Genomic DNA, 20,205 nt, shown 5'->3' with positions numbered 1-20,205 from the left:
TCCCTTCCGGAACCTCTACCAGCACAAACGAGCAGATGCCCCAATTGGGTGATATTGGAGCGATCTCAAAAAAACGGCCGGTCACGAGGCGTCTTGGGCTAGACTGCCGAACAGGCGAATCCGTGCAAGGGAGACCTCGATGACACCGCCGAGGAAGGGTCTGACCGCCCGCCGGAAGGCACTGGGAGACTCGCGGGAATCGCTCGCGGAGAAGATCGGAGTCGCTCCGAAGACCATCGGCAAGTGGGAACGCGGGGAGTCGATCCCGGACCCCTTGAACCAACGCCGTCTGGCCAGGGCGCTGGAGCTCACCACCTCCAAGTTGATCGATCTCCTCGACCAGGGCGTCCATCTCGACGACGAAGACGCTGATCGAGTCAAGTGGGTGCTCGCGAATCCCTCAAAGGCCGACTTCGAGGTGGTCGCCCGACTCCGCATGCACGTGGCCGCGCTCGGCCGGCGATACGATCTCGAACGGTCCACGGCATTGCTTGCGGAAGCGGGACAAGCGCTGGGCCAAGTACGTTTCCTGCGCCAGCACGCGTCGAAGTACGCGGTGAAGCGGGACCTGCTCGCGGCGGAGGCCGAGGCGGCCACGCTGATGGGACAGTTCGCCTGGGACGCGTCTCAACGCCGCGATCACGCCGAGGCGAGGACCCACTTCGCCCGTGCAGCCGACGCGGCGCGCGAGATCAACGACCCCGTGCTGGAGAGCATTGCGCTGCTCCGGACCTCGTATGTCGCGCTCTACGGCGAAGATGACGCTCGCGACGGCCTCCTGCTCACCGACCAAGCGGCGTTGGCGGCGCGCGGGAACAGCGAGGTGCTGGAAGGACTTGCTGTGCTGCACGCCGCTGAGGCACACGCGATGCTCGGCGAGCGCCGTGCCTGCGATCGAGCCCTCGACAGAGCCCAGGTCCACCTCGGCCAGAAGGCCGCGGAGGAACCGGCCCCGGAGATGTTCTCCGACACTCAGCACGACCGGCTGGCCGGATCCTGTTACCTGCGCCTGGAAGAAGCGACCAAAGCGCAGCCGGTCCTGGAGAGGGTGGCCTCGACGGTGCGATCGCGGTCGAAGTCGCAAAGCATCGTCCTGGCCAACCTCAGCCTTGCCCACATCCTGCAGCGCGATCTGGAACAAGCAACGGCAACCCTGCACCTGGCGATCAACTCGGTCGAGGGGACATGGGGAGGCGGCGGCTTGAAGGTGATCTTCCGCGCACTGCGGGAACTCCGCCCCTGGCGTGCGGAGCCTGTGGTAGATCAGGTGTACGACCGCCTGCTGACCGTGATGGCGGCAACCTAGGAGGCTACTTCGTGGGCAGTCCCGGCGAGGTCAAGAACGAGGTTCGTCACCGCGTCTGGGACCTGCTGGCGAAGCACGGAGTCGCGTCACCGAACGTGCACGGGTCGATCCCGAACTTCGAGGGAGCCGAGGCTGCGGCGGTCCGGCTCGCGGATCTCGGCATCTGGCGGTCCGCGACTGTGGTGAAGGCGGTACCGGACAAGCCTCAGGCTCCTGTTCGGGTGCTGGGCTTGGTGCAGGGCAAGCTGCTCTACCTCGCGGTACCACGGCTTGCAGAGGTGAAGCCGTTCTACGAGCTCGACTCGGCCTCGCTGCCCGTCCCTCCCGCGGAAGCGGCTCAGCCGAAGATCGCCGCGACGTTCGCACGAACCGTCGACACCGACGAGATGCCTCAGGTGGATCTCGTCGTGTGCGGATCGGTCGCGGTCGACCGCCGAGGCGCACGGCTCGGCAAGGGCGCCGGATATGCCGACATCGAGGTCGCGCTGCTGCAGGAAGCCGGCCTCATCGACGACACGACGCCCATCGTCACGACGGTGCACGACCTCCAGGTCGTGGAGGACGACCTGCCGGAGACCAGCCACGACTTCTCGGTCGACTTCATCGTCACACCGACCCAGGTCATCGAGTGCGGGCCTCCGCGGCGGCCCGAAGGCATCCTGTGGTCCGAGGTCGACGCCGCGCAGGTGGCGGCGATTCCGGCGCTGGCAAGACGAGCCGCGCACCGGCAACCCGGTTGACGGCCAACTTCCTGGGCATGTGGTTACATCTGTCCGCGCGCTGACAGGTCAACGACGGTCGCGAGGCCTGCCTGCCGGTGGTGGGCAGCCTGCACGAGCGCAGCTCACCACCGGTGCTACGAGGCGGCCGCCGAGCTTCAGGTACGCGTGTCCGAAACCTCGGGCGTGGTGGGCACCACCGCGGGTGGAGGCTGCCCCTGCGCCTGCCCCGGCATCGGGACAGGCACATGAACCATCTCGGTGGGTTCGGCACGTGTCACTGACGTGGCGGCCGATCTGAACCCACTCGACCTTGACGTCCACGCCCGCGATCCAGATCGCACCGATCACGAAACCGAGGACGCCGATCGTCCGGAAGGCGGCCCTCCTGCTTCCCATCACCACCGGGCACCGGTTGTGCGTCGAGCACGACGTGGTCGACGCCGACTCGGTGCAGGTAGAAGGCGGCGGCCAGCCCCGCCTGACCACCGCCGACCACCACGACGTCAGAGCTGAGCACGAGCCGCCCAACGACGACGCAACCACAGGCTCACGTATACGAGCCCGACGAGCACCGGCACCTCGATCAACGGGCCGACCACGCCCGCGAGCGCCTGGCCTGAGGTGACGCCGAACACGCCGATCGCGACGGCGATGGCGAGCTCGAAGTTGTTGCCTGCCGCGGTGAATGCGAGTGTCGTGGTGCGCTTATAGGACAGCCCGAAGGCCTTGCCCAGTGCGTACGAACCCGCCCACATGATGGCGAAGTAGACCAGCAGCGGCAGGGCGATGCGGGCGACGTCGAGCGGCCGATTGGTGATGTTCTCGCCCTGCAACGCGAACAGGATGACGATCGTGAACAGCAGGCCGTACAGCGCGATCGGGCCGACGCGGGGCAGGAACTTCGACTCGTACCAGTCACGGCCACGCGACCGCTCCCCCAGCTTGCGGCTCAGGTATCCGGCCAGCAGTGGGATGCCGAGGAAGATGAGCACGGACTTCGCGATCTCCCACGCGGAGAAGTCGACCGCGGTGGTGTCCAGCCCGAGCCAGCCGGGCAGCAGGTCGAGGTAGAACCAGCCGAGCACGCCGAACATGACGACCTGGAACACCGAGTTCAGCGCCACGAGCACCGCGGCGGCTTCGCGGTCGCCGCAGGCGAGGTCGTTCCAGATGATGACCATGGCGATGCAGCGGGCGAGCCCGACGATGATCAGGCCGGTGCGGTACTCGGGCAGGTCCGCGAGGAAGATCCACGCCAGCGCGAACATCAGCGCGGGGCCGAGAACCCAGTTCAGCACCAGCGACAGCACCACCGTGCGGCGGTCGCGGGTGACGGTGTCGAGCTTGTCGTAGCGGACCTTCGCCAGCACCGGGTACATCATCAACAGCAGGCCCAGGGCGATCGGCAGCGACACCTCACCGATCTTCACCGCGTCCAGCACGCCCTGCAGGCCGGGCACGAACCGGCCGAGCAGCAGGCCGACGACCATGGCGACGCCGATCCACACCGGCAGCAACCTGTCCAGGAAGGACAGTCGGTGCAGCACGTCCGGTGCCGCGGTTTCCGTGGTGCTCAACAGGTTCTCCTGGGTCTGGGCAGGCGGCACCGCCCGATGACGGACATCGGCGGCTTCGGGCGTGGTCGAGTCAGTCGCAGCAAGCGCTGGTGTCGCGCAACGGTCCGCCCGGTGCGAGCACAGCGGCAAGGGTGTCGATGGCGGCGTTGTCGATGCGGTACCAGCTCCAGGTGCCGCGGCGTTCGCGACTGAGCACGCCGGCCTGCACGAGGATCTTGAGGTGGTGGCTGAGCGAGGACTGCGGCATGTCGAACTGGTCGGCCAGGTCGCAGAAGCACGCCTCTTGCCCCTCGGTCCGCCGCACCAGCCCGACCAGCTCGACCCGGATCGGATCGCCGAGCGCCTTGAACAGGCGTGCGGCGGTCGCCGAGTCGAGCAGCATCTGGTCCCGGCTCGTCATGATGAGCACCATAGCGGCTTGGATTGACAAAAGTCGATACACGGGGTGTGATCTGCATCGACATACTTCGGTCCAAGGAGATCTGATGTCCCGCACCAGCGGACTCCCCCAGCACGAGCTCACCGCCCGGCTGCTCCGGATCACCGACGAACTCTCCGACCGCTTCCACGGCGTGTTCAGCCGCGAGACCGTCGCAAGGGTCGTGGACGAGACCTACGACCTCCTCGCGCAGAACGCCACCGTCATCACCTACCTGCCGGTCCTGACTGGGCGGTCCGCCCGCCAGCGGCTGACCGACCAGGGCCGCGCCGAAGGCTTGACCACGATCACCGTTCCGCAGGTGCTGTTCATCTGCGTGCACAACGCCGGCCGCTCGCAGATCGCCGCAGCACTGCTGGAGCACCACGCGTTCGGCAAGGTCTCCGTGCGCTCGGCGGGCAGCAAACCGTCCGGCGCGATCCTGCAGACCGTCACCGACGCGCTCGACGAAGTGGGCATCGCACTGACCGAGGCCTTCCCCAAGCCGCTGACCGACGAGGTCCTGCGCGCCGCCGACGTCGTGGTCACCATGGGCTGCGGCGACACCTGCCCCGTCTACCCCGGCAAGCGCTACCTCGACTGGGACGTCCCGGACCCCGCCGGAGCGCCGCTGAACACCGTGCGGGAGATCCGCGACGACATCGACCGCCGAGTCCGCAACCTGCTGACCGAGATCAAGCCGTGAAGAAGGAGAACACCGTGTCCGCCACTCCCGAGGTGCTGTTCGTCTGCGTGCACAACGCGGGCCGCTCCCAGATGGCCGCCGCACTGCTGCAGCACTACGGCATGGGCCGCATCGCGGTGCGTTCAGCGGGTTCCGAGCCTGCTGAGAAGGTCAACCCCGCCGCTGCTGCGGCACTCGCCGAGTGGGGTCTCGACATCACCGCCGAGGTGCCGTCAAAGCTCACGACCGAGGACGTCGAAGCCTCCGACGTCGTCATCACGATGGGCTGCGGCGACACCTGCCCCGTCTTCCCCGGCAAGCGCTACCTCGACTGGCAGCTCGACGACCCCGCGAGCCAGGGCATCGATGCGGTGCGGCCGATCCGTGACGACATCGACCGCCGAGTCCGCGGCCTGGTCGCCGAACTGCTCGACTAACGCGGCGTGCTGGCGGTCGACAACGCGGCCTCCAGCACGCCGAGCACCACGAACACAGCCGGGAATCTGCCGAGCCATGCCGCCAGCGCACTGCCCGCCCACGGCGCAATCGCAGCCGTGAGCATGACGGGTGCGGCGAGCGGGCCGATGAGCTGTCCGTAGTGGACGGCACCCCACCGGTCTGTGATCGCGGTGGCCTGCACGAGCGTGAAGATCCCGAGGGTGACGCCCGCGAGCACTGAGCCCGCGATCAGGCGGGCCATGGCAGGCGCAGGCCGACCAGGTGCAGTGGGATCGTAGTGACGGCGAGGAACCGAGCCGGTGGTCATGATGGCGCGCGGGCCGTGCCGGTCGAGCAGCCTGCCCACCGGGATGTCGACCAGCCCCGCCATGATCTGGCTCGCGGAGAACCCGGCCGTGATCGCGGCCAGCGACCACCCCGTTCGAGCCCTGATCGTTGGCGGCAGCACGGGGAACGCGTAGTAGAGGATGCCCCAGCTGATGATCTCGGTGGTGCACAGCTCGACCAGCACCAGGCGCAGCCCGGCGTCGAGGCCGGGCTGCGCCGCGGTGTCAGCGCGCGCTGGGCGCGAGGCCGATCGACACCTCAACCGCCTCCGGCGCACCGCAGCAGCCGCCGCTGTCCTTTTCCGCTTCCGGGGCGTCGAACACGCCGGCGCCGCCGCAGACGCCGGTCTCGGGCAGCACGAGCTCGACCCGTCCGGCCGCCTCGTGGTCCCCCGCGATCGCCGCGACGACCGACCGCACCTGCTCGTAGCCGGTGAGGGCCAGGAACGTCGGCGCGCGGCCGTAGCTCTTCATGCCCACCAGGTAAACGCCCGGCTCCGGATGGCGCAGCTCGGACTCGCCGTGCGGGTAGACGGTGCCGCAGGAGTGGACGTTCGGGTCGATCAGCGGCGCGAGCTTCGTGGGCGCCTGCAGGACCGGGTCCAGGTCGAGCCGCACCTCCGACAGCCACGACAGGTCCGGCCGGAAGCCGGTCAGCACCACGACCTCGTCGATGCCCTCGACGCGGTGGCCGTCGAACGACTCCAGCACGAGGCTCCCGTCAGCCGCCCGCTCGACCGCCGCGGTGCGGAATCCGGTGACGGTCTCGATGTGTCCGGCTTCCGCGGCCTTCTTCGCACGCAACCCGAGCGCGCCGCGCGCAGGCAGCTGGTCCGACTCCCCGCCACCGAACACGTTGCCGACCGCACCGCGGCGCAACAACCACACGATCTTCGTGCCTGGTTCCTGCTCGACCAGGTCAGCCAGCGCCACCAACGCGGTCAACGCCGAGTGCCCGCTGCCTGCCACCGCGATCCGCTTGCCGGCGTACCTCTCCCGTTCCACCGCCAGGTCCGGCACGCGGTAGTTGATCCGCGTGGCCTCCGCCCGCTCCCCCACCGCGGGAAGACCGTCACCGCCCAGCGGGTTGGGCGAGCCCCACGTGCCGGACGCGTCGATCACCGCTCGCGCCGTGAACCGCTCCTCCCCGTTCGCGCTCTGCACGTGCACCGTCAGCGGCTCGTCCTCGCGACCGGCGTCGACCACGCGGTCCCGGCCACGCCGCGCGACACCGACGACCCGCGCACCGAGGCGCACCCGGTCACCCAATGCCTCAGCGAGCGGCCGCAGGTACTTCTCCGCCCACTCGGCCCCGGTCGGGTACGTGTCGCCGTCCGGACGAACCCATCCCGTCGGCTCCAGCAGGCGCTGAGCCGCGGGGTCGATGAGCTCGCTCCATCGCGAGAACAGCCGCACGTGGTTCCACTGCGACACCGCGGTACCAGCCTGGTCGCCGGCTTCCAGCACGACCACGCGCTCGCCTCGCTCGGCCAGATGCGCCGCCGCAGACAAACCCAAAGGTCCGGCACCCACCACGACGACCGGCAACTCGTTCACCGCACACCCCTTGCATCGAAGAACTTCGAATCAATGCCAGGGACTCTATCGACGTGGATCGATTGACGCAACCATCGATTTGCGTCGATACTTGCGCCATGACGGTCACCGTGCCCGCCCCTCGCCTGCTCGCGACGCAGGACGCCGCCACCTACTCGGAGTGGTTCGCGAGCCTCGCCGAACCCACCCGCGTGCGGCTGCTGCACGCCGTCGCGACCTCCGGACGCTCGATGACCGTCGGCGAGCTCACCGAACTGCTCGGCATCAGCCAGTCGACCTGCTCGCACCACGTCCGCAAGCTCGCCGACATCGGTTTCCTGCTGCTGCACAAGGAGGGCACGGCCACCCACGTGACCGTCAACCCGAACTGCTGCACGGGTCTCCCGCACGCCGCCGACGTGGTGATGGGTGTGCTCGAAGCCCGGCCCTGCTGCCCAGCCGACGTCCCCGGCGACGTGGTCGTGCGGCCGCTCGAACCCGGCGACTGGACCGCGGTGCGACGGATCTACGGCGAGGGCATCGCCACCGGCGACGCCACGTTCGAGACCGAGGTGCCCAGCCGGAAGTCCCTGGAGGCCAAGTGGCTTCCAGACCACCGCTGGGTCGCCGAGGTCGACGGCTCCGTCGCGGGCTGGGCCGCCGCAACGCCGGTGTCCACACGCGACTGCTACGCCGGCGTCGCCGAGACCTCCGTCTACGTCGGCGCGGACTTCCGCGGCCGAGGCGTCGGCAAGTCGTTGCTGCGCAAGCAGGTCCTGGCCGCCGACGACGCGGGCCTGTGGACGTTGCAGACCTCGATCTTCCCCGAGAACCGCGCCAGCCTCGCCCTGCACCACTCCGCGGGTTTCCGCACCCTCGGCGTCCGCGAACGCATCGCGCAACACCATGGCGTGTGGCGCGACACCGTCTTCCTCGAACGCCGAGCAGCCAGCTAACCCCACATCCAACCCCGACCGTTCCCGGACACGGCAACGGCTACTTCGAGGTGCCCATGAACAGCCACGACGCCATCGTCATCGGCGCAGGCCAGTCCGGACTCGCCGCCACCCACACCCTGCTCGCCCGCGGCCTGCGCCCGCTGGTGCTCGAAGCCGGCACCGAACCGGTCGGCTCCTGGCCGCACTACTACAACAGCCTCACCCTGTTCTCCCCCGCCCGCTACAGCGCACTGCCCGGCCTACCGTTCCCCGGCGACCCCGAGCACTACCCCCACCGCGACGAGGTCGTCAACTACCTCCGCATCTACGCCTCACACCTCGACGCCGACATCCGCGCCGGCCACCGGGTCACGGAGGTAGTGCACGACAAGGGGTTCCGCGTCACAACGGACGACGGTATCGACTTCGCCGCGCCCATCGTGATCGCCGCGACAGGTGGCTTCGGCAGACCCCACCGCCCGGCGCTGCCCGGTCTCGACGGCTTTCCCGGCACCGTCCTGCACGCCGCGCAGTACCGCTCCCCCGAGCCGTTCCACGACCAGCGCGTCATCGTGGTCGGTGCCGGCAACTCCGCGGTCCAGATCGCCGCCGAGCTCGCCGAACACGCCCACGTCACTCTCGCGACCCGCAAGCCGGTGAAGTTCTCCGCGCAACGCCCGTTCGGCCGCGACCTGCACTTCTGGCTCGACCGCACCGGGCTGGACCACCTCCCGATCGGCCCGTGGCTACCCGACGGGTTCACGACTCCGGTCCTGGACACCGGCCGTTACCGAACGGCACTTGACCAGCACCGCCCGGACCGCCGGCCGATGTTCACCGCGCTGGAAGGCTCCAAGGTGGTCTGGCCGGACGAGCAGCGTGAACATGTCGACGCGATCATCCTGGCCACCGGGTATCGACCGGACCTGCCGTACTTGAACGAGCTGGGCACCGAGCACCACCGAGGCGTCTCCCGCCTGTACCGCGGTCTTGGCTTCGTCGGTCTCGAATGGCAGCGCAGCCTGTCCTCCGCCACCTTGCGCGGTGTTGGCCGCGACGCGGCACACGTGGTGCGGCGTCTCCTCAGGTGAGCGAGAGCTGGGCGCGGTGGAAGTCGAAGTGCTGCACCGGGAAGCGGTACAGATCAGCAAGTGTCATGAAGTCCCGGAAGAACGGGTCCCAACGCGTGGGGTAGGGCATACCTCGGGCAAGGCTGCTGTCGTCCTCGCGGTCAAGGCGCCGGTGCAACGCGGCGATGGTGCGATCAGCCAAGACCACCATTGCTCTGTGGGGCATGAGATTGCCGCCGAGCCAGGAGCCTGCGAAGTTGACGACGTCGAACGGCTTCGTGCCGGCGTTGAGCAGCCTCGCCCAGGCACGTCCGACCCAGGCGGGTAACCGAGCGACGATCCGCGCCAACGTCAGCAGCGCGCGCATGATCAGAAAGCCGAGCAGCATGTGGAAGAGCAGTTGCCGGTTGGTCCACCGCGTTCCGCCTGAGCGGCACCTCAGCTCCTCCGCGGTCGCGCGGTCGAGCAACGCGCGGAACGTCACGCGCGCTCTCTCGAAGTCGTCGTGAACTGCCTGCGTGTCCACGTCTCCAGTGTGCACCTGACAGACGGCTATGATGCGGGTCTCGTTGAAATCGGTACGTGGGTGCAGACTTGGCGTTGTGAGCGTTGACCCTGGTTGAGCGCCCCAGAGGTGCGTACGCCATGGCGGTGCTGCTCTCCGAATGGCAAGCGACTCGCCCGTGCTCACGTCTGGAACGGACTCGTGCTCCCCCATCGTGCCGTGCGACATCGGCGTTGCGGTGCTCATGCCGTCGCTGCACTGAACATCCACGATGAGCGCCAGCCAGCCAGAACGCCCGACGAGAAGCCGGGCACCGGAGGACGGATGACCGCGGTTCCGAACACGACACGCTCGGTCACACGTCCGCCGAATACTGCAGTCATCGGCGTATGGTCCGTTCGAACGAACGACGCGATTAGTTGGTGATCATTGGCCGCACGACCAGGCCGGGAGGCGCGACGTCGCGAACGACTGACGTCGCCGTATCTGGGCTCATCCTCGATCACAGCCGGAGGACTGACCTCCAACGGTCTGCGACGGTTCGTGCGACCGAACGGCGCCGAGCTCCATGCGTTGCAGCGGGAGACGCTTCGGCGGGCCGAAGTCGCCGAACAGAAGCTCCCGCTCCTGCTGGAGGAGATTCGCGCCACCGCAATGGCTGCAGACCCTCTTCTGACCTACAGCAGGTTGACGGTCCTCACCAGCATGCGCCGTGCTCTACCCGGACCAGCCAACTTCGGCAGCGACGCCGTACTCGAGTTCTACGGTGGCCTCGTCACCGGCATGCCGGTCGATGACGTCGTCGCTCGACTCGGAGCCGACTACCACCCGCAAGTCCTGTACGACCTTGACCGGCTCCTCCGCGAGTACGCGGTGGCGGAGAACCAGGTGCACGAGGCCAAAGCTCTCCGGGTCGGGCCTCGCGACTCGCTCACGAGTGCCCGGAACCTCCTGGAGTTCGAGCAGCGCTTCGACCGCATGCTCGGCTATCCCGAGCAGCTGCGACCGATCTTCAACGCGATTGTGCGGCCACTCGCCGACAAGTCCCAATCGTCGCTCGGGTTCGCGCTGGGGGACGCACTTGTCGTTGCGGACGCTTACTTCGACGTGCAGTGTGAACGTCTCCGTGAGGTCCAGGCGGAGTTCCAGGTCGTCCTGGACCAGATCCCCCGACGGGCGGACCGCACCACTCAGTTCCAGTACCTCGCTGCGCATGCCGCCGGCATGGCGACCTACGGCGGAGCTCCCCTCGAAACCGACCTCGCTTCTGCGCTGGCACAGCGCACATCGATCCCGCAGGAGCAGTTGGAACCCCTGCTGAGCTTCATGAGCACCGCTCTGGGGAGCCAACCAGACCTGGACAGCCTCCACGCCACCAACACCTTGCGTCGGCGCCCGATCATCGCGACGCCTGACGGCCGTCAGCTCTGGGCTGTTCCCGGCGACTTCATCCACTGCGCCTTGGACTGGGCCGCCGAGGCGTGCCAGCAAGAGCCGAAGCTGCTTGAAGTGTTCGACAAGCGCCGACAAGACGCATGCGAGGAACTGACATGTGACGCGCTGTCCAGCGTCTTCGGGGCGGATGACGTCCACGCGGCTGTGACTTACCCATGGGACGGGCAACGTCCTGACATCGACGTTCTCGTCGCGCAGCCAGGCGCCACGCTCGTCATCGAGGCCAAGGGCGGCCGTCTGACCGACCCAGCCCGGCGGGGCGCTCCCGACCGGGTCCGCAAGAAGGCGGCCGAGCTCGTCGACAAGGCGTTGGACCAGAACGCTCGAACGGTCACCTATCTCCGCTCAGGCGCTGCCGGCTTCCAGCAAGACCGCAGGAAGTGGCATGGCACGATCAACAGGGCTCACATCGTCTCGATCATCGTCACCCTCGAACGCGTGGACCCCTTCGCCTCTGTGCTGCCTGACAGCGGCAAACGGGGAAGCGTTCCCGAAGACGGCACGTGGTTCGTCAACCTCGCCGACCTGCTCATGGTCGCGGACATCCTCAGGAACCCCGCCGAGTTCTACGCCTACGCCGACACCCGCGCCCGCATCAACAAAGCCGGCGGACCGCGCATCTTCGTGGAAGCCGACGCGTTGGGAGCGTGGTGTAAGCACCGGATCGCACCCAAGACGCCGAGCCCCGGCCAGCTGATCATGCTCGACACCACGTCCAGTCTCATGAACGACTACTACGCTTACGCGACCGGCAGCAGGCCGGTCCGTCCGACCGCTGGTGTCCCTGGCGAAGTCCTCGGGGCGTTGGAAGAGATCCAGCTCGCGGACCCCGATTCGTGGCACGTCCTCACTTCGGCCGCCTTGGCTGTACCGCCTTCCCAGTGGCGTCCTGTGGAGAAGGTGCTCGCCCAGCTGTCCAGGGATCGGGTGTCGCGACGCGGGCGCAAACTCACGCGGCGAGCCTCCTCAGGTCTTATGGTGTCCGATCGGCTGAGCGTCACCGTGAACGCCGACGATGTCGAACCGCCCGCTTCGCGAATCCGCCTGGCACTGGTCGAACAACCCTGGGACAGTTCTGGCCCTGAACAATAGGCAGGCGCGCCGCGTGCGGTCCCGAAATTGCTGTCCCGCCCAGCCTGCCCACCTCCCACGAGCGGAAGATCATCCACGCGGTTGAGCAGACCCTCAAAAGAGCTATGAGGCCGTTACGATCTTCGACAGTTCCGTCCACCCATCCGCAAAAATCGCCTCGCCATTTCCTCTCATGATCTCTGCCGACAACGGTGCGTAGCGGAGATCTGAGTCAGCCGCAGCCTGTGAGCTCGCGGAGGTGCTGGTCATCGTCAACGCCATCCGCGCCGCCAAGATCACCTCACTACCTGAGACCAAGACGGTGACGCCCGCGACGCTGTCCCTGTCGATCGCGAGCAACGACAAGGGCGGATCCGGCTGCTGCGACGCGTGCTGACCATCCGTACCGGCTTCGCTAACCTGTGCTCGTGAGATCCACCCGCCCGCAGCGCACCGCAGCCTCCCGGCTGCTCCTGCTGGCGTTCGTGGTGGGAATCGCGTTCTTGCAGGTCTCACTGTGCGGAGCCGGTACGGCCATCAGCGACTGCTGTGACCGCGTAAGCACCGTCCAGCAGACAGACCTCTCCTCTATTCCGTTCGTCGCCGACGACCTGCCAGTCGAGCCGGAGACCGCGCTCGATCTGTGCCTCATCGTCACGGCGGTACTCCTGCTCGCCCTCGGCATCTCGCGCGTACCGACGCTGCTCGGGCTGCGCGCCCCGCCGGTGCGTGTGGTGCACGCCCGTTCCCTGTTTCCCTCACCTCTGGCCCTGACACAGCTCTGCGTGTCGCGGACGTGATCGAGGGCAGCCCACGCGGCTGTCCCCTATTACCCGTATCCGCTTCAGCTGTGGAAGTGTGCAATGACCTCCAACACCAAGATCTCGCTCATCATCGTGGCCGTCGTCGCCGCCGTGGTGGGCACTGTTTTCTTCCTCTCCCGCCCTGACAACTCGCCACCCACCGCCAACGGCCCCGTGCAGGGCCCGGCCGCCGGCGCCCCGGCCGACAAGCTCGTCAGGCCGGACAGCCACAAGCTGTCCGCGCCCGCAGACTCGAAGGTCACCGTCGTCGAGTTCCTCGACCTGGAGTGCAAGGCCTGCCGCGCCGCCTACCCCGGCGTCGAGAAGCTGCGCGAGGAGTACGGCGACCGCGTCACGTTCGTGATGCGCTACTTCCCCGTGCCCAGCCACCGCAACGCCGAGCTCGCCGCACGCTCGGTCGAGGCGGCGTTCAAGCAGGACAAGCTCGAAGCCATGTACCGCAAGATGTACGAGACCCAGGAGTCGTGGGGCGACCAGCGCGTCGACCACCGCAACACCTTCCTCGGCTTCGCCCGCGAACTCGGCCTCGACATGGCGAAGTTCGAGAAGGACCTCGACGACCCCGCCACGCTCGACCGCGTGGTGAAGGACCGCGCCGACGGCACCGCCCTCGGCGTCCGCGGCACCCCGACGTTCTTCATCAACGGCACCCAGTTCACCGGCAGGCCCAGCTACGACGGCCTCAAAGCGGCCATCGACCAAGCCCTGACCCAGTGATCAGGTGGATCCTGAGCGTGGGCGGCCTGATCGGGCTGGCCGCCTCGCTCGTCCTCACCATCGAGAAGATCGCGCTGCTCAAGGACCCCGACTACATCCCGTCCTGCAGCATCGACCCGATCCTGAGCTGCGGCTCGATCATGCGCACCGACCAGGCCGAGGTCTTCGGTTTCCCGAACCCACTGCTCGGCATCGCCGGGTTCGCCGTCGTGGCCACGATCGGCGCCGTGCTGCTCGGCGGCGCGTCGTTGCCGCGGTGGTTCTGGCTCGGGCTGCAGGCGGGCGTGACGTTCGGCGTCGTGTTCGTGCATTGGCTGATCTACCAGTCGTTGTACGTCATCGGCGCACTCTGCCCGTACTGCATGGTCGTCTGGGCCGTGACGATCCCGGTCTTCTGGTACACCACGCTGCACAACCTCCGCATTCCGTTGCTGCGCAAGTACCACGGCGTAGGACTCACGATCTGGTACCTGATGATCATGATCGCGGTCCTGCAAGCGTTCTGGGACTACTGGCTCACTCTGGGGTAGTCGCACAACGCACGAAGCATTCGCAACCGAACCACTCCGGCTGCGCGAAGCTGCTGTCCCCAGTGGCTGGAGTGGCCGTAACGGGTAGTCGTGATCGTCCGATGTGGTTGACAACCTGGTCACGCGCCGCATGAGCGCTACACCAGCACTGCGAACACGCCGACTGCCGCCGGCGTATTCAAGGTTTAACCCGTTCGGGTGACGGTGCTTTGGGGGATGCGACATTGGACGAGACGACTACCGTTCGGGAGCTCAGCATCAAAGGTCGGCCAGCCGCCACACGGACTCAGCACGCCGTCAGGTTGCTGGCTCTGCTGGACGGGTGTGGCGTTCAGACGGTAGACGGCGATCCCCCAGACACCGTGAAATCCATCCGTAGCGAGCTGCGCCTCCAAGCGATGGACTTCTGGCTGCGAAATCCGGACTACCTCGCCGATGAGCTGTTGACGATGGTGCAGGCAGGGGCGGCAGGTTCGAGCCACTTGATCACGGCGCGGTCACTCCTGGACGATCCGGAACCTGACCTGCGCTGGTATCCGATGCCACGTTGGTTCTTCGGCGCATACGAGCAGCTAGATGACGCGTTCTCCCTGTTGGAAACGTACGGCCTCGCCACACTGCGTCGTACGGGCCAGGCAGGCAGGAAGAGCAAGCGAAACCAGTTCTTCCTGACGACGACAGGAGCCGCCGCAGCTGCTGAACTCGCGAAGGATCCGACCTTGGGGTGGTACGCCCGGCAGGTGAAGCTGGTCGGGTTGGTAGCTGGAGACGATGGCGGTCAGGCGTTGAAGGATCGCCAATACCTACAAGCCACCTACGCGGACACCGAGCTCGGGGTGGACATTGCGCCCATCGCTCCGCGAGTGCGTGAACGGCTGGACACGATGAGCGCCGCAGCAACGGCAGCTGCTGAGGAGGTCGAGCAGGCATGAGCATCCTGAGCAAGGAGGTCGTTGCAGTCCTGGCCAAGCGTCGTGCCGGCGGCTCGATCGTTCTCACCGTCGATGAAGTCGACGAAATCCTGACCAAGCTCCGCATCCCGCTTCTCGGCACGAAGGCAGTTCCGGTACCTCTCCGTGCGATCCGCATCCACTTCAGCGGAACGAAGTGGCTCAACCCGAACCACACTGAGGCGCAAGGGCACCCGCTGGTTGATGCAGCCGACCTTCCCGAGTGGGTCAAACCCGACGTGAACGAACGCCTGCACACAGTTGGTTCAGCGGAAGCTGCTGCAATACCAGAGTCTCCTGCGGCGGAGGGCCCGAAGGCACGCGTCCCTTTCCGCTTCGAGTGGTCGCCTCAACCTGGGGTCAACGGCATCGGCTCAGGGCGGAATCTCCGTGGCAAGTCAACCCTCCTCAACGTTCTCATGTGGTCGCTGACCGGTCGATGCCCGAAGTTCCAGAACGACGTACGCAGCTGGATCGAGCACGTCGAAGTTGATTGGCAGATGGGGGCTGAACAGCTCCGGGTGGAGTTCGACGCTGTAAACGGATCGGCCACAGGACAAGTGGTGAGTGTGAAGGAGGCTGACTCCACCACCAGACTCACGGTCCTCGGGCAGTTCGCCGGCGACGAGTTCGAGGGTGTCATGGGCTCTCTGATGATGGCCAGACTGCGCTTGGAGAACATCCCGGTCTGGACCGACACCGCGGCTCGAGTGCATGCGTGGCCCGCGTACTCCAGCTCGTTCGTCGTCCGCGCGAACCAGCTCGATCCAATCGTCGGCAACGAGCAGACGATCGGCGTGCGGATGATGCAGATGTTCATCGGCACGGACTGGGCGCCGGTACAAGCCGCCGCAATGACGGCACGACGCGGTATGGCCACCGCGCAGGCTGCCGCGAAGGAGAAGGCCCAAGCGGCGGGTGAAGCGGTGGAGGCCAGTCGGAGAGCCGCAGAGAAGGCAGTCGAAGAGATCAAGGCCAAGATCGGAGAGCTGCCTGTCGACGCGCCAGACGTCCAGGCGATGCTAGACGCCGCAATCCGTGCCTCTGACGTTTCGCGGAAGTTGCACCGGCTCGAGGCCGCACGGATCGCGCAGACTTCGCTGGCCGAGACAGCACGTCAGCAGCTGAAAGCGGTAAGGGCCCAGGTGCATGCCAAGTACGAGGACGCGCTCGCGGCGAGGTTCTTCCACCACATGCGCCCCTCTGTTTGTCCGCGTTGCGCGGCGCAGGTCACACAGGAACGACAAGCAGCAGAGCCGGACAAACACGAGTGTTCGGTGTGCTCCAGTGAACTGAACCTCGAAGCACTACAGGCAGATGTCATCGTGGCCGCGTCCGTACCTCACGACGTCGCGAACACCTTGGTGGCAGGTCTACCTGAAAGGAATGGCTCCCATCAGGAAGCCGAGGACCCGCAGTCGGACGCCGTCGAAGCGGCAGAGCGCGCGGCGGCTTCGGCCGAGGCGGCGTTGGCAGCACTGGAAGTTGAGATCGCAGAGTTGACCGGACAGCGGGATGAAGCTGCTGCTCGGGTCGACGCGGGAGACGATCTGCTTACAGCCGCGGGTGATCGCCGTGCACTCGAACTCGATCTGGCGCGCGCTGAAGGCGCTCTAGCAGCACTCACACAACCAAGCGATCCGACGGCAGCCGATCCCATCGACCCTGTACAACTCGCCGTTGTGGAAGCAGCCGAGCAGGTGCTCAAGAAGTGGGTGAAGGATGACCAGGACCCGATGCTGCGTCAGATCTCCGCAGACATCGAACGCCTGACTCGGAGCTTCGGCGCCGACAACCTCAGCGACTTCACCCTTAGCGGCGCGGCAACCTTGGCGCTCCGGGAGAACGGCGTAAAACAGATCTACTCCGGGCTGACCGAGGGCGAGAAGCTACGGGTCAAGATCGCGGCTGCCATCGCACTCATCAAGCACGGCTACGTGGGTGGCGTAGGCCGCCACCCCGGCTTCCTCGTACTTGACTCGCCTTCCGCGGAAGAGATGCCGGAGGAGGACCTCGCCACCATGGTCAAGGCGCTGAAGGAGGTTGCTGCCGAGGCCGAGATGCAGATCTTCGTCGCCACTCGGAACGCCGCACCACTCGTCGAGCTACTTCCTGAAACCAATCGGGTCGTCGCGGAGGGAAACTCGTACGTGTGGTGAGAGGCTGCGTGGGAGGCTACCGACGAAAGGAGCGTCATGAGCAGCGGTACCGCCACCGCCTTGGAAGGAGAACTGACCGCAATCCTCTCGGCGGGCGGCGGTCGGCCATCCGTCGAGGACGCCTTCGCGGCTCTTGGTGGTTGGGAACGATTGGCCCGCGACGCCGCGGAACTGGCCGACAGTCCGGTGCTCCCGCCACTGGTTCAGTTGGTCACGGCAGTGGCCGCCGATGCTGGCAGTAGGACCGAGAGCTATCCGGAAGCCATGCGCCGCGTGTCCTCCGCTGTCACCTCCACAACGAGTCCGGCTATCCTCATCGACAGTCTGGAAGCGCTGATCACCAGCGGGCCCGCACTGAACGAGGTCGGAGCACTCCTCGCTACTGCACTGGAAGCAGCTGTCCACGACTTCCTCGGTTTGGCGGAGCCGGACAGTCGCGCCGCACTACGAGCGGCGGGTGCGCTCGAGGCCCGTACCCGGCTGGCACTGTGCGGGATCGGATCACCGTTCGCACTGCTCGCGCTTCTTGAGCGCTTCGACGCGCCGATGCCCAGACCACTCGGCACCGCCGTCGTTCGAGCGGTTGGAGTCGCTGTCGATCATTGGCCGTATGCCGCGAACCTCGTATCTGTTGTGCGCCTCGTCGCTGGCATCGACGCGCCGACCGGTCGAACCCGCGCAGGCGCCGATCCAGAAGACACAGCCTCTGATGCCTCATGGGTGCTCGCGGGGATAGAACTGGTCAGCGCGCTCCGCGCCGCGGACCTGCCCTCGATGCACCGCAAACTCGAAGCATCCGGATCACACTTGCAGCGCGCGTGGGACACCTACGAGCGCGAAGATGCCGGCGTCCTCCTCACGGTGGTCGACGTTCTCTGCTCACTTCTCAATGAAGCCGTGCCACGGCCAAGGGTGGAGGGTCTGTCGACACCTCAACTAGAACCCCGAGCGCTGGACGAGCTGGCCGAGCGAGTTCGCCGGATCAACGTTGCGTCTATGGGCTTGAACCACTGGTATGGAGATCCGAAGCGCGCAGCGCTGCTCGCGTGGAACCACCTAGCTGACGATCTGGGGAGACTTCGAGAGCAGTTCAAGCGAGACAGCTTCTACAAGGCGGAGGTTGTCGTCGACAACCTGCTCCAGATCTACTTAGGTTCACGATCTACAGCGGTTGTGTCCCACCGGGAAGATCTGGACGGCTTACTCCGACTGGTCCAGCCGGTCATCGAATCGGGTTTCGCGAGGACCGCGGGTCTTTTGAGTAACCTAGAGGATCACACGTACGCACTGCAGGAAGAAGCCGCGTCGGCCGTAGGCGACCGCGGACGTGAGTTAACCGAGAAGCTGGCCGTAGCCCAAGCCGTTCTCCGCGCGGCCAAGTCGCAAGCGATGGCCGGTGCAGACCCGGGAAAAGGTGATAGCGGCACGGCGACCGCGTCGCTGCCGCAGCCTCTAAGCCGACTCGTTCCAGCAGGATCCGCAGCGGCTATCGAACTCGTTGACCTATCACCCACGGCGCTTGCTGAACTGGCAAAAATAATCAGTAATGCCACCATCGGCAGGCATAGCTTGAACCTGATCGAAGCAGAAGTCTACTCGAATATCCAATCTCGCCTGGAATCCAGCCCTGACTACATCGGCGAACCGAGAGATGCAGTGGATGATGTTCTTCGGCTCATCATCCAGTTCACAAGCTCGAGACTCAACGGCCAGTCTGACCTGTACCCTTATTTGTTCGACCCCGCGTCCGTCGAGAAGCACGTCCACCAAGATCTCCTTGACTACCTGAGATCAAGTAGTCACGGTGCGATTACCGAGTACGAGGTTCAACACGTTGGCGGCGGACGGATCGACTTGCGACTGAAATTCAGCGGCTTCGGCATCCACATCGAAATGAAGGCGGATTCATTAAGAAAACCCTTGAGTGACAAGAAGGCATACCTCAACCAGGCGGTTACCTATCAAGCCTCTGACATACGAATCGGATTCCTGGTATCACTACGACACAAGGCGTTCGACCCCACCGGGGCACCGCCGCACCTGAGCGCGCTCATAGGCCACACGGTGTTCGATGTGCCTGGCGACCCGATCGCCAGGCACATCGTCACCGTTGGAATACCCGGAAGCCGAACCAAACCTTCAGAAATGAGATAGGCTTGCCACGCCCATCCTACAGGCTCGAACAGACGACGACCTGCGACAAGTCGGCCCACGCCGGGTCCGCCACGGAGACGTCACGCATGGTCGCGGCGACGTTCCAGCCCCGCTGGACGAACTGGAACATCAGCTCATGACCCATGCCGCTCGACGTACCGGTGATGAAAACAGGCCGTGGCTGAGCGTCTCCGGCACCGCGACCGCCTCCGCGCGAGCCGCTACCAGCCCTTGAGTCTCACCAGTTCGGACTCGAAGAGCCTCTCCTTAACCTGCAACGTCCCACGACTGAGGTCCTTCTTGGCACAGGCCCTCTCCATCACCGCGACGTAGACCATCGCCACCGTGTAGCCGTGGACGGTGTTCATCGTGCCTTCCTCATCAGGAAAGCGTTGCTGGAAGGCTTGCCGGAGTTCGCGAGCGCCTTCCACCTCTGCACTCCACGGTGCGACAGACGCTGCGATCAACACTTGCTTCGCGAACGCTGCCGCGACCGGAGACCGCATGATCGCCGGGTCGTAGCTGACGGCGTTGGTCAGGACAGGCACGGTCCACCCGAGCTGCGCGGCGATCCCGACCACGGCCGCGGTCTGTCCGTCGACCTACAAGACGATCACCGAAACACCACACGCCATCGCTTCCAACACACCACCCGTAGTTTCCGTGCCACGGCACGCTCGCCACCACGCCCTGAACGCAACAGTGCTGGCAAGCCCTGCGCGTGCACCTGACGATCGACCTGCGCCACAGCAAGACGAACGCAACAAGAACTCTTCCTCGCCGTGCAGCAAGTTCATCCTTGG

General features: G+C 66.2%; 22 protein-coding genes. 14 read left to right on the top strand and 8 right to left on the bottom strand.

The features are described 5' to 3' along the window. The first annotated feature begins 139 nt into the window (after positions 1–139). Positions 140–1,306 carry a helix-turn-helix domain-containing protein gene (locus tag ACZ7CD_RS22065; protein ID WP_470374569.1) on the top strand — a complete coding sequence of 389 codons (1,167 nt, stop codon included), beginning with the start codon at positions 140–142 and terminating at the stop codon, positions 1,304–1,306. A gap of 11 nt (positions 1,307–1,317) precedes the next feature. After that, positions 1,318–2,046, top strand: coding sequence for a 5-formyltetrahydrofolate cyclo-ligase (locus ACZ7CD_RS22060; RefSeq protein WP_470374570.1), 729 nt, complete (start codon positions 1,318–1,320; stop codon positions 2,044–2,046). Between the two features lie 256 nt (positions 2,047–2,302). On the opposite strand, the gene ACZ7CD_RS22055 is transcribed toward ACZ7CD_RS22060, so the two are convergent. The 3 genes from ACZ7CD_RS22055 to ACZ7CD_RS22045 all read right to left on the bottom strand — a co-directional run bounded on the left by ACZ7CD_RS22055 (position 2,303) and on the right by ACZ7CD_RS22045 (position 4,005). Next, positions 2,303–2,524: an NAD(P)-binding protein gene (locus tag ACZ7CD_RS22055; protein WP_470379635.1), complete on the bottom strand. Its 222-nt coding sequence runs from the start codon at positions 2,522–2,524 to the stop codon at positions 2,303–2,305. Between the two features lie 7 nt (positions 2,525–2,531). Then, positions 2,532–3,605 carry an ACR3 family arsenite efflux transporter gene (gene arsB / locus ACZ7CD_RS22050; RefSeq protein ID WP_470374572.1) on the bottom strand — a complete coding sequence of 358 codons (1,074 nt, stop codon included), beginning with the start codon at positions 3,603–3,605 and terminating at the stop codon, positions 2,532–2,534. Between the two features lie 70 nt (positions 3,606–3,675). Continuing rightward, a complete protein-coding gene (locus tag ACZ7CD_RS22045; protein ID WP_470374573.1) occupies positions 3,676–4,005 on the bottom strand; it encodes an ArsR/SmtB family transcription factor in 330 nt (109 codons plus the stop codon). A gap of 85 nt (positions 4,006–4,090) precedes the next feature. Here ACZ7CD_RS22045 and ACZ7CD_RS22040 point away from each other — a divergent pair, with 85 nt between their 5' ends. Beyond that, positions 4,091–4,729, top strand: a complete 639-nt coding sequence (locus tag ACZ7CD_RS22040) for an arsenate reductase ArsC (RefSeq protein WP_470374574.1) — start codon at positions 4,091–4,093, stop codon at positions 4,727–4,729. 14 nt (positions 4,730–4,743) lie between these two features. Then, positions 4,744–5,145: an arsenate reductase ArsC gene (locus ACZ7CD_RS22035; RefSeq protein WP_470374575.1), complete on the top strand. Its 402-nt coding sequence runs from the start codon at positions 4,744–4,746 to the stop codon at positions 5,143–5,145. Here ACZ7CD_RS22035 and ACZ7CD_RS22030 read toward each other — a convergent pair. Together ACZ7CD_RS22030 and ACZ7CD_RS22025 are read right to left on the bottom strand one after the other, a co-directional pair. Next, positions 5,142–5,756, bottom strand: a complete 615-nt coding sequence (locus tag ACZ7CD_RS22030; protein ID WP_470374576.1) for an MFS transporter — start codon at positions 5,754–5,756, stop codon at positions 5,142–5,144. The genes ACZ7CD_RS22035 and ACZ7CD_RS22030 overlap by 4 nt on opposite strands. Next, complete coding sequence (locus tag ACZ7CD_RS22025; RefSeq protein WP_470379594.1) at positions 5,719–7,050, bottom strand: FAD-dependent oxidoreductase; 1,332 nt, start codon at positions 7,048–7,050, stop codon at positions 5,719–5,721. Before ACZ7CD_RS22025 ends, ACZ7CD_RS22030 begins: the two co-directional genes overlap by 38 nt. A gap of 98 nt (positions 7,051–7,148) precedes the next feature. Between ACZ7CD_RS22025 and ACZ7CD_RS22020 the strand changes: the two genes are divergently transcribed. After that, positions 7,149–7,985, top strand: a complete 837-nt coding sequence (locus ACZ7CD_RS22020; RefSeq protein ID WP_470374578.1) for a helix-turn-helix domain-containing GNAT family N-acetyltransferase — start codon at positions 7,149–7,151, stop codon at positions 7,983–7,985. Between the two features lie 56 nt (positions 7,986–8,041). Then, positions 8,042–9,058 carry a flavin-containing monooxygenase gene (locus ACZ7CD_RS22015; protein ID WP_470374579.1) on the top strand — a complete coding sequence of 339 codons (1,017 nt, stop codon included), beginning with the start codon at positions 8,042–8,044 and terminating at the stop codon, positions 9,056–9,058. Here the strand turns inward: ACZ7CD_RS22015 and ACZ7CD_RS22010 are convergent. Next, a complete protein-coding gene (locus tag ACZ7CD_RS22010; protein ID WP_470374580.1) occupies positions 9,051–9,563 on the bottom strand; it encodes a DinB family protein in 513 nt (170 codons plus the stop codon). The genes ACZ7CD_RS22015 and ACZ7CD_RS22010 overlap by 8 nt on opposite strands. Before the next feature lie 522 nt (positions 9,564–10,085). On the opposite strand from ACZ7CD_RS22010, the gene ACZ7CD_RS22005 reads away from it, so the two are divergent. The 8 genes from ACZ7CD_RS22005 (at position 10,086) to ACZ7CD_RS21970 (ending at position 19,402) form a co-directional block, all read left to right on the top strand. Beyond that, positions 10,086–12,089 carry a hypothetical protein gene (locus ACZ7CD_RS22005; protein ID WP_470379593.1) on the top strand — a complete coding sequence of 668 codons (2,004 nt, stop codon included), beginning with the start codon at positions 10,086–10,088 and terminating at the stop codon, positions 12,087–12,089. Positions 12,090–12,327: 238 nt separating this feature from the next. Beyond that, positions 12,328–12,465, top strand: a complete 138-nt coding sequence (locus tag ACZ7CD_RS22000; protein WP_470374582.1) for a hypothetical protein — start codon at positions 12,328–12,330, stop codon at positions 12,463–12,465. 31 nt (positions 12,466–12,496) lie between these two features. After that, entirely contained in the window at positions 12,497–12,868 is a 372-nt protein-coding gene (locus tag ACZ7CD_RS21995) for a hypothetical protein (protein WP_470374583.1), read from the top strand. 63 nt (positions 12,869–12,931) lie between these two features. Next, the gene (locus ACZ7CD_RS21990) at positions 12,932–13,609 is read left to right on the top strand and encodes a DsbA family protein (RefSeq protein WP_470374584.1); all 678 of its coding nucleotides are present in this window, start codon (positions 12,932–12,934) and stop codon (positions 13,607–13,609) included. After that, positions 13,606–14,139: a vitamin K epoxide reductase family protein gene (locus tag ACZ7CD_RS21985; RefSeq protein WP_470374585.1), complete on the top strand. Its 534-nt coding sequence runs from the start codon at positions 13,606–13,608 to the stop codon at positions 14,137–14,139. The genes ACZ7CD_RS21990 and ACZ7CD_RS21985 overlap by 4 nt, the downstream gene beginning before the upstream one ends. A 302-nt stretch (positions 14,140–14,441) precedes the next feature. Then, positions 14,442–15,071 carry a hypothetical protein gene (locus ACZ7CD_RS21980; RefSeq protein ID WP_470374586.1) on the top strand — a complete coding sequence of 210 codons (630 nt, stop codon included), beginning with the start codon at positions 14,442–14,444 and terminating at the stop codon, positions 15,069–15,071. Then, positions 15,068–17,248: an ATP-binding protein gene (locus ACZ7CD_RS21975; protein ID WP_470379592.1), complete on the top strand. Its 2,181-nt coding sequence runs from the start codon at positions 15,068–15,070 to the stop codon at positions 17,246–17,248. The genes ACZ7CD_RS21980 and ACZ7CD_RS21975 overlap by 4 nt, the downstream gene beginning before the upstream one ends. Positions 17,249–17,284: 36 nt before the next feature. Beyond that, entirely contained in the window at positions 17,285–19,402 is a 2,118-nt protein-coding gene (locus tag ACZ7CD_RS21970) for a hypothetical protein (RefSeq protein ID WP_470374588.1), read from the top strand. Between the two features lie 16 nt (positions 19,403–19,418). Here ACZ7CD_RS21970 and ACZ7CD_RS21965 read toward each other — a convergent pair whose 3' ends face one another. After that, entirely contained in the window at positions 19,419–19,547 is a 129-nt protein-coding gene (locus ACZ7CD_RS21965) for a hypothetical protein (RefSeq protein ID WP_470374589.1), read from the bottom strand. 76 nt (positions 19,548–19,623) lie between these two features. After that, positions 19,624–19,983 (bottom strand): hypothetical protein, encoded by a 360-nt coding sequence (locus tag ACZ7CD_RS21960; RefSeq protein WP_470374590.1) that lies wholly within the window; start codon positions 19,981–19,983, stop codon positions 19,624–19,626. Positions 19,984–20,205 lie beyond the last annotated feature (222 nt).

This window comes from Lentzea sp. NPDC036949, from assembly GCF_055608075.1.
Note: the sequence above shows the minus strand (reverse complement) of the source record. Positions and strands in the feature narration are given on the sequence as shown.